The 6610-nt window shown below is 71.4% G+C and carries 7 protein-coding genes and 1 pseudogene; 2 read left to right on the top strand and 6 right to left on the bottom strand.

All coding sequences use genetic code 11. From position 1 onward, the window contains the following. Both GTW43_RS19985 and GTW43_RS19980 read right to left on the bottom strand, forming a co-directional pair. Positions 1 to 237: YrdB family protein (locus GTW43_RS19985; RefSeq protein WP_161303385.1), on the bottom strand; the 237-nt coding region annotated here is incomplete at its 3' end. Positions 238 to 503: 266 nt separating this feature from the next. Then, positions 504 to 824 (bottom strand): hypothetical protein, encoded by a 321-nt coding sequence (locus tag GTW43_RS19980; protein ID WP_161303384.1) that lies wholly within the window; start codon positions 822 to 824, stop codon positions 504 to 506. Positions 825 to 1236: 412 nt separating this feature from the next. Between GTW43_RS19980 and GTW43_RS19975 the strand changes: the two genes are divergently transcribed. Further along, on the top strand, positions 1237 to 1794 hold the full coding sequence (locus GTW43_RS19975; protein ID WP_161303383.1) for a S1 RNA-binding domain-containing protein: 558 nt from the start codon (positions 1237 to 1239) through the stop codon (positions 1792 to 1794). Positions 1795 to 1885: 91 nt separating this feature from the next. Here GTW43_RS19975 and GTW43_RS19970 read toward each other — a convergent pair whose 3' ends face one another. After that, entirely contained in the window at positions 1886 to 2908 is a 1023-nt protein-coding gene (locus GTW43_RS19970; protein WP_161303382.1) for a hypothetical protein, read from the bottom strand. Positions 2909 to 3030: 122 nt separating this feature from the next. Here GTW43_RS19970 and GTW43_RS19965 point away from each other — a divergent pair, with 122 nt between their 5' ends. Beyond that, the gene (locus GTW43_RS19965) at positions 3031 to 3705 is read left to right on the top strand and encodes a TetR/AcrR family transcriptional regulator (RefSeq protein WP_161303381.1); all 675 of its coding nucleotides are present in this window, start codon (positions 3031 to 3033) and stop codon (positions 3703 to 3705) included. Here the strand turns inward: GTW43_RS19965 and GTW43_RS19960 are convergent. The 3 genes and pseudogenes from GTW43_RS19960 to GTW43_RS19950 form a co-directional block, all read right to left on the bottom strand. Beyond that, on the bottom strand, positions 3666 to 4583 hold the full coding sequence (locus tag GTW43_RS19960) for a hypothetical protein (RefSeq protein WP_161303380.1): 918 nt from the start codon (positions 4581 to 4583) through the stop codon (positions 3666 to 3668). The two genes, GTW43_RS19965 and GTW43_RS19960, sit on opposite strands and share 40 nt — an antisense overlap. Before the next feature lie 167 nt (positions 4584 to 4750). Next, positions 4751 to 5770 carry a PRC and DUF2382 domain-containing protein gene (locus GTW43_RS19955; RefSeq protein WP_161303379.1) on the bottom strand — a complete coding sequence of 340 codons (1020 nt, stop codon included), beginning with the start codon at positions 5768 to 5770 and terminating at the stop codon, positions 4751 to 4753. Positions 5771 to 6081: 311 nt separating this feature from the next. Next, a pseudogene (locus GTW43_RS19950) lies at positions 6082 to 6610 on the bottom strand (hypothetical protein); the annotation flags it as partial.

The raw sequence follows: 6610 nt of genomic DNA, 5'->3' as shown, positions 1-6610 counted from the left end.
CAGCGGTCCCGGGGTACGGACGTCACCGGCCCCGCCCCGGGACGGGTCGTCGGGCACGGTGAACGTGCCCCACGCCCAGCCCACGACGACGGGCAGCGCGATGACGAGCAGCAGGCGCCACGGGGACGGAGTCCTGCGCCAGGCCCAGACGCCCACGCAGACCAGCGAGGTCACTTCGAGCAGGAAGCGGACGGCCAGCAGGGCGGAGTTGTCGGCGAGCGCCTGCGGAGGGTTCACGGGGCCGCCACCTCGGGTGACGCCACGGACACCGACGGCGCAACAGCAGGGCACATCGTGATCAGTTCCTCTCCGCGCGACACGTGACCAGAAGCCGACGGGCCGGGCACAGCACCGCGTTCACCGGCCGTCGGCTTCCGTTATTTCGATACGGCCGTTTCGTTATGGAGAGTAGAGAGCGCGGCACTATTACGCAACGGTCGTGTCGCAATGAGGTACTGACACCTCGTCCGGCCGAGGCGCGGGGCTCACGCAGCAGGGCCGGCTCAGAGCATGAGCAGAACGAGAACACAGACGAGAAGGAATACGCCCGCGAAGGCCATGAACGCGCCGACGAACCGGTAGAAGGCCAGTCCGAAGAAGTCGGTCTCGGCCGACCCGACGACTCCTGCGGCCTGGTCTCTGCGCCGAAGCCCCGCCTGTCGCCTGGCCACTTGGGTGTCCGCCGCACCTCGTATGTTGAATGCCCAGCGCACCCCCATGAGGAAGAACGCGACCCCCAGCACCACGACGAAGACCTCACCGCCGGACGAAGAGCCCGAGTCGGCGTCGGCCAGGGTGGCGACCGTGGACATGGCGAACAACATGAGTGACTTCTCTCGTTCGTGCGGGTGTGCCCTGTCGGGGACTGCCGTGGGGTGCCGCCACAGATCGAGATCGACGGGCGGCGCACGGGAGGTGCGTCACCGGAACCCGCCCTCACCCCGCACCGACAGGGGGACGCCGGGCCGTGTCGCCCATCGAGACGGCCCGGCACCAACGACCGGTACCGGCCCGGGCGTTCCCCGCCCCCACGGCAAGTGCCGGAATCTTAATACTGTGAAGGAGATGTGGGGAAGGTGGGTAGGTCGGTCGACGGTCGACACGTACTGCGGTGTTCGACGCCGCCCACCTGGAACCGCGCGCCCCCGGCCCCGGCTCGTGCAGCACCGTCCGGCCGGACGTCGGTTCGCCGCCCCTCACCTGCCCTTTGCCGCGTCACCGTGCCACCATCTGCGCATGAGCGAGTACTCATGGCCGTCCGACCACGGCAGGGACCGTCCGAACGCCGCCTCCGCGGCCGCGGCCTGGACCGAGACCGTGCGCTCCTTGCCTGTCGGTGCCTCGATCGCGGGGGAGGTCATCGGGCGGCAGCCCTTCGGTGTCTTCCTGACGCTGGACACTCAGCCCGACGCCGTCGGCCTGGCCCGCGTCGACAGGATGCCCAGGTGCATGGAACTACCCCCCGTGGGGCAGCGCGTCACCGGCGAAGTGGTGTGGCATGCCGAACGCCAGCACCAGGTAGGTGTCGTGCTCCGCGCGTGGGCCCGGCACGAGGACCTGCTCCCCCGGTTCGCGGAACAGGTCGGACGGACGGTCACCGGGCCGGTCACGAAGATCACGCCGATCGGCTTCTTCGTTCGGATCGGTGACTGTGTCGAAGGGCTCGTGCCGCTCACCGAGTCGGTCACGGACATCGCTGCGTCCGTCCGCGAGGGGCGGACCGTGTCGGTGCGCATCGTCTCCGTCGACCTGGAACGCTCCCGCGTGTCCCTGGCAGCCGTGGACGCGGGCTGACCGCGGACATCACGCGGACGACGGCCGGTCGACGACCGGTCGAGGACCACCGCCGCGGCCGCTCGGGCGCGCGGCGCCGCTCAGGCCCGGTTCAGGCCCGGTAATGGTCCGAGACCGCCGCGAAGGCCGCCTTCGGCTCCCACGGCATCCCGGGGAAAGCGACGCCTGATCCGCCGTCGAGGACCTTGACGATGCCGTAGCTCGCGAGGTCCAGGTCGTCGCACGCCTCCGCCTCCGGGCGGTGCGGGAAGTCGTACAGCGCGAAGGTGAACACGAACGCCGTGTCGACGCCTCCGGCATCGAACGCCTCCAGGAGTTCGCGCACATACGCGGCCTGTCCGGCCTCGTCACGGACCGGGTCTCCGACGAGTCGCAGCGGCACACGTGTGTCGGGGTCGAAGACCACGGTCTCCAGGCCCCGTGCGCCCAGTTCGCCGGCTCCCCGGTAGGCGGCCGCACCGAATTCGGTGATGGCGACGGGCTTTCCCTGCGCGACGATGCGCTTGACGCCCTCGGCGAACTGATCGGCGATCTCGGCCGACCGGTAGAGGTCCAGGGACACGAAGTCGAACGGCGCCCAGTCGACGTTCTCCAACGGTACGGCGGCATAGGTGACCTGGCCGCCGAAGCTCCTGCGGACCACGGTCACGGCGTCGGACAGGAACGCGTTGACCTTGGCGGCCACGAGGCCGATGTGCTCGCGCACCCGAGCCGGGTCGCTCAGCAGCGCGACACGCTCGTCGGTGCTGTCGCCGGGCAGGAACCCCTTGTTCATCAGGCTGAGTTCAGCGCCCGCGACGAACACGACGGTGGCACCGCGCCGCCTGAGCCGTTCCGCGCGCTCGGCGCAGTCGGCGAACAGCGCCAGCATCTCGTCGCGGGACAGCTCGAGCGGGTAGGGCGAGAACCAGATCTCGAGGCCGAGGTCCGCCGCATACCCGGCGGCGAGCTCGATCCGCTCCGGGTCGCCGCCCATGATGCGGACCGCGGTGCAGTGCAGATCGTCGCGGATGATCTCCAGCTCGCGGCGCACCACCTCGGCGTCGAACCGCTCACGGCCGCGGTTGCCGTTGTGGACGAATCCGGTGTCGTAGCTGATGCCCTTGGCCCGCACGGTTCACTCCCGCTTCGATCGACGACCCTTACGGTACTCACCGTACCTTAATTGCCGCAGGCGTGGGCAAGTGGTCCAATCACAAGGCACGCCGGGTACCCATGCGAGGAGAGGACACGCTCATGCCGGAGAAGCCGAGCGCTCCCTCCACCGCCGGGCGCACACGCCGCCGCGGCGCGGCCCTGGAGGACGCGATCCTGAGTGCGGCGGCGGACGTCCTCACCGAGTCCGGCTTCTCGGGGCTGACCATGGACAAGGTCGCGGCGCGGGCCGGCACCAACAAGAACGCCATCTACCGCCGTTGGCCCCACCGCCTCGCACTCGCCGTCGCGGCCTACCGGCGACGCGCCACGACCGTGCAGCCGGCCGACACCGGCAGCCTGCGGACCGATGCCCTGGAGTGGCTGCGCCAGGCGAACCGGTACTGGAGCTCTCCCCAGGGCGCCGTCCTGCGCGAACTCCTCGCCGCCGCGGGCGGCGCGGCCGAGCTCCTGGAACAGCTCCAGGACCAGTCCGGCGAGGCGGAGGCCGCCCCCTGGCTGACCATCCTCGGGCGCGCGATCGCCCGCGGCGAGGCCTCCCCCGAGGCACTTCACCCCAGAGTCGCCACCGTCGCCATGACCCTGCTGCGCAACGAGTTCGTCGTCCGTGGCGCCCCGACGGCCCCTGACGGTGTCCTGGTCGAGATCGTCGACGAGGTGTTTCTCCCGCTGGTCCGAGGACGCGGCACAGAGTCCCGTTCAGCTCAGGAAGGTCCTCAACTCCAGCTGGGCGAGGGACCGTTCTCCGGCCGGTAGGGGACCGGCAGTCCCGTGTGCGCGTCCAGGAGGAGGCGCTCGCCCAGGGGCCGGTCGAGCCTCACCGTCACCTGCCGCAGCTCTGCCTGCTTCGTGCAGAGGCCGTCGCCCCTGCGGTTCACCGCGGTGGCCGACAGCACCACACTGCCCTTCGTCTCGAGGACGTCCACGGCGGACGACTCCTCACATGCACCGTGGACGGTGACCACGGAGACCGTGCGCTCTCGTGGATCCATCCGCACGAGGTGATGGACCTTGTCCACGGGAACGTCCGCAGTGCCCCTGACCGGAGGGCGGTCGGGGAGCCCGGAGGGTTCGGCGGCTGCCCGCTTGACCGGACTCTCGTAGCCCTTCACCGAGAACGCCCAGGCCGGTACCGTCGTCGGCCCACGGCCTGTCGTGATCGTCATGGTTGCGAACTTCACGCCGGTCACGGTCAGCGGGGGCTCGCCCGCCGGTGGTGCGGAGGACATGCTCTCGAAGGCCTTCCGGGGGTCCACCAACGGGCGTGAGAGTTTCCCTCCGTCCGGCCAGACCACCTGACCGGTCTTCGGCCACCTGGTCGGCAGTTGAGTCCGCAGGACGAAGTTCTTGTGCCGGTACGCCCGTTCGTCCGCCGCACTGTGAAATCCTCCGCGCGGGGGCTGCGTCACGTCACTCATGGGGTGCAGACCGGCACGCCACGCCTCGGCCGCGCTCGAACCGTCCCACGCTTCGGCGACCTGCCGAGCGCGGGCCGCGACCGCGTCCGCGTCACTGCCCTCCCTCTCCCCCAGCGCCCGATCGCCGCACCCGGCGATCATCCCGGAGAGGACCCCGGCGAAGGCGAGCGCGGTGAGCGGACGGACGCGGCGCGAGTGCTGCCTCAGCAGGTCCATACGCTCATCCTCGCGCGCCGGGCGCAAGGACGCCGCAACCCTGACAGCATCCACGCGCGGGGAGGGTGAGCGAGCCGTCCGTCGACGGGCTCCCTTGCACACGAGTCGGCCAGGCTCCGCCCGTGCGGGTGGAGCCTGGCCGGGAACGAGCGGCTGCGCGCCGTCAGTCAGTGGCGCGGGCCCTGCCTTCCGCGGTCCTCGCCGGGCATCCCCTTCTGGCCCTTCTGGCCGTCGTGCGGGGTGTCGAAGCGGATCTCCTCCTTGCGGACCTTCTCGGAGATCTCCTGGGTCTCCGAGACCTTCTCGGTCTCCAGGCGGACCCGCTCGACCGCCACGGTGTCCTTGCGGATCACCGGACGCTCGGCGTGCAGCGTCACCTCGGTCTGCGCCTCGCTGATGGTCGCACCCTTGACGTCGCCTTCCCTGATCGGCTCCCGCACCACGCGCACCTCTTCGTGCGAGACCGGCACGGACGTCGTGACGTCCTCGGTGACGACCACCTTGCGCAGGTGGGCCTGGCCGACCTCTTCCTCGCGGGTGCCGACGTGGAGCCGCTCCTCGGAGCGGATCATCTCGTTCTTCTTGCTGCTGTCCGCGTCCATGCCGGAACGCATCGCCGGTTCGCGGGCGCCCGCATGGCGGCCGGAGCTCTCGCCGATCCCGCCGGAGCCGGCCGCGGCTCCCGCCATGCCGCCGCTCAGCGCCGCGCCGGGGGCGGCCTGCGGTGCGGTGCGGCCGGCGCCGCCCATGCCCTGCGCCGCCTGGCCCGTGCCCTGGCCTGTCCGGCTCATGCCCTGAGCCGTACGGTCCGTGCCGTGACCGGCGCGGCCCGCGCCGTCACCGGTGCCCTGTCGGGAGCCGGTCGGGGGCGTCACGCCGTAGTGCCGGTAGAGATCGCGCTCCTGCGCCGGATCCAGGTGCTGATCCGCGTCGACCCGGGGAGCGTCCTTGACGGTGTCCTTGGTGTGGGGGACGTTCAGGGCGTCCCCCTTGCGGTCCGCACCGGCGAGGGGGACGAACGTCTCCTTCAAGCCGAAGAGTCCCGTCTTCACCGTGGCCCATTCCGGCCGACCCGTGTCGTCGTCCAGGAAGACCCGTTCGACACTGCCGATCTTGTCGCCCGCCCGGTCGTAGGCGGTGAGCCCTGCCAGAGCGTCCGGGTCGCTGAAGGTCTCGCCCTCTGTCATGCGTGCTCACTCCCTCAGGCACAGGAGGCGATCAGAGGTCGCCGGAGGTGCCGTGTGCCTCACCTCCATCGGGCGCTGCCCCCGACGAGTCCGCAAACCAAAGGATCACCGACCGTAGCGACGCCTACTGCGGGAACGTCCCCGAGCGGTGCGCGGACGGGGTGAGAGGCCAGTGCGGACTTCTTGACCCGTTGGGCCGTTCGGGTGAATGTGGGTAGGCGGGGGTTTGAGGTGCCGGGTGCCCGTGGACCAGCGGCGGAGCGGCCCGGCCTCCCCTGCGCCGATCGGGCCCGGCCGCTCCCGGCGAGTGGTCAGCTGTCGGTCGCCGTACCGACCCGGATCGCCGCGTCGCGCACGTCCGGCGACGCGTGCCGCCGCAGAGCCGACAGACGGGCCCGCCAGCGGACGGGCCAGGCCGTGCGGTCGCCGCACGCCACGGTCACGGCCCAGGCGAACAGGCCCTCCGCGAGGTCGCCGGACTCGGCCAACGTCTGTGCTGTCCGGTCGAGTTCGGGCTCGTCGACGATCTCCTGCCGACGGACGCGGGAGCGCAGGGCGTCGGCCGTGCGGGCGGCGAGCGCGGGACGGCCGGTGTGCAGCCGCGCCAGTTCGTGCAGGGCCGGCCCGGGTGCGCCGAGGTCCACGCTCGCCAGAAGGACCCGCGTCGCCGGTTCGACGCAGGTGTCGTGTCCGGCGAGGAGCCGCGCGACGGACCGGGCGGCCGGGCGCAGGGCCGTGGTGCGGGGCGTGCGGTCGGCCAGGAGTTCCGCCACGTACTCGATGCGGCGGTGGGCGGGGCGGTCACGCTCGTCGCCCGCGTCGGGCTCCGTGCCGTGTGCG

It is taken from the genome of Streptomyces sp. SID5785 (assembly GCF_009870065.1).
GTDB lineage: Bacteria > Actinomycetota > Actinomycetes > Streptomycetales > Streptomycetaceae > Streptomyces.
Note: the sequence above shows the minus strand (reverse complement) of the source record. Positions and strands in the feature narration are given on the sequence as shown.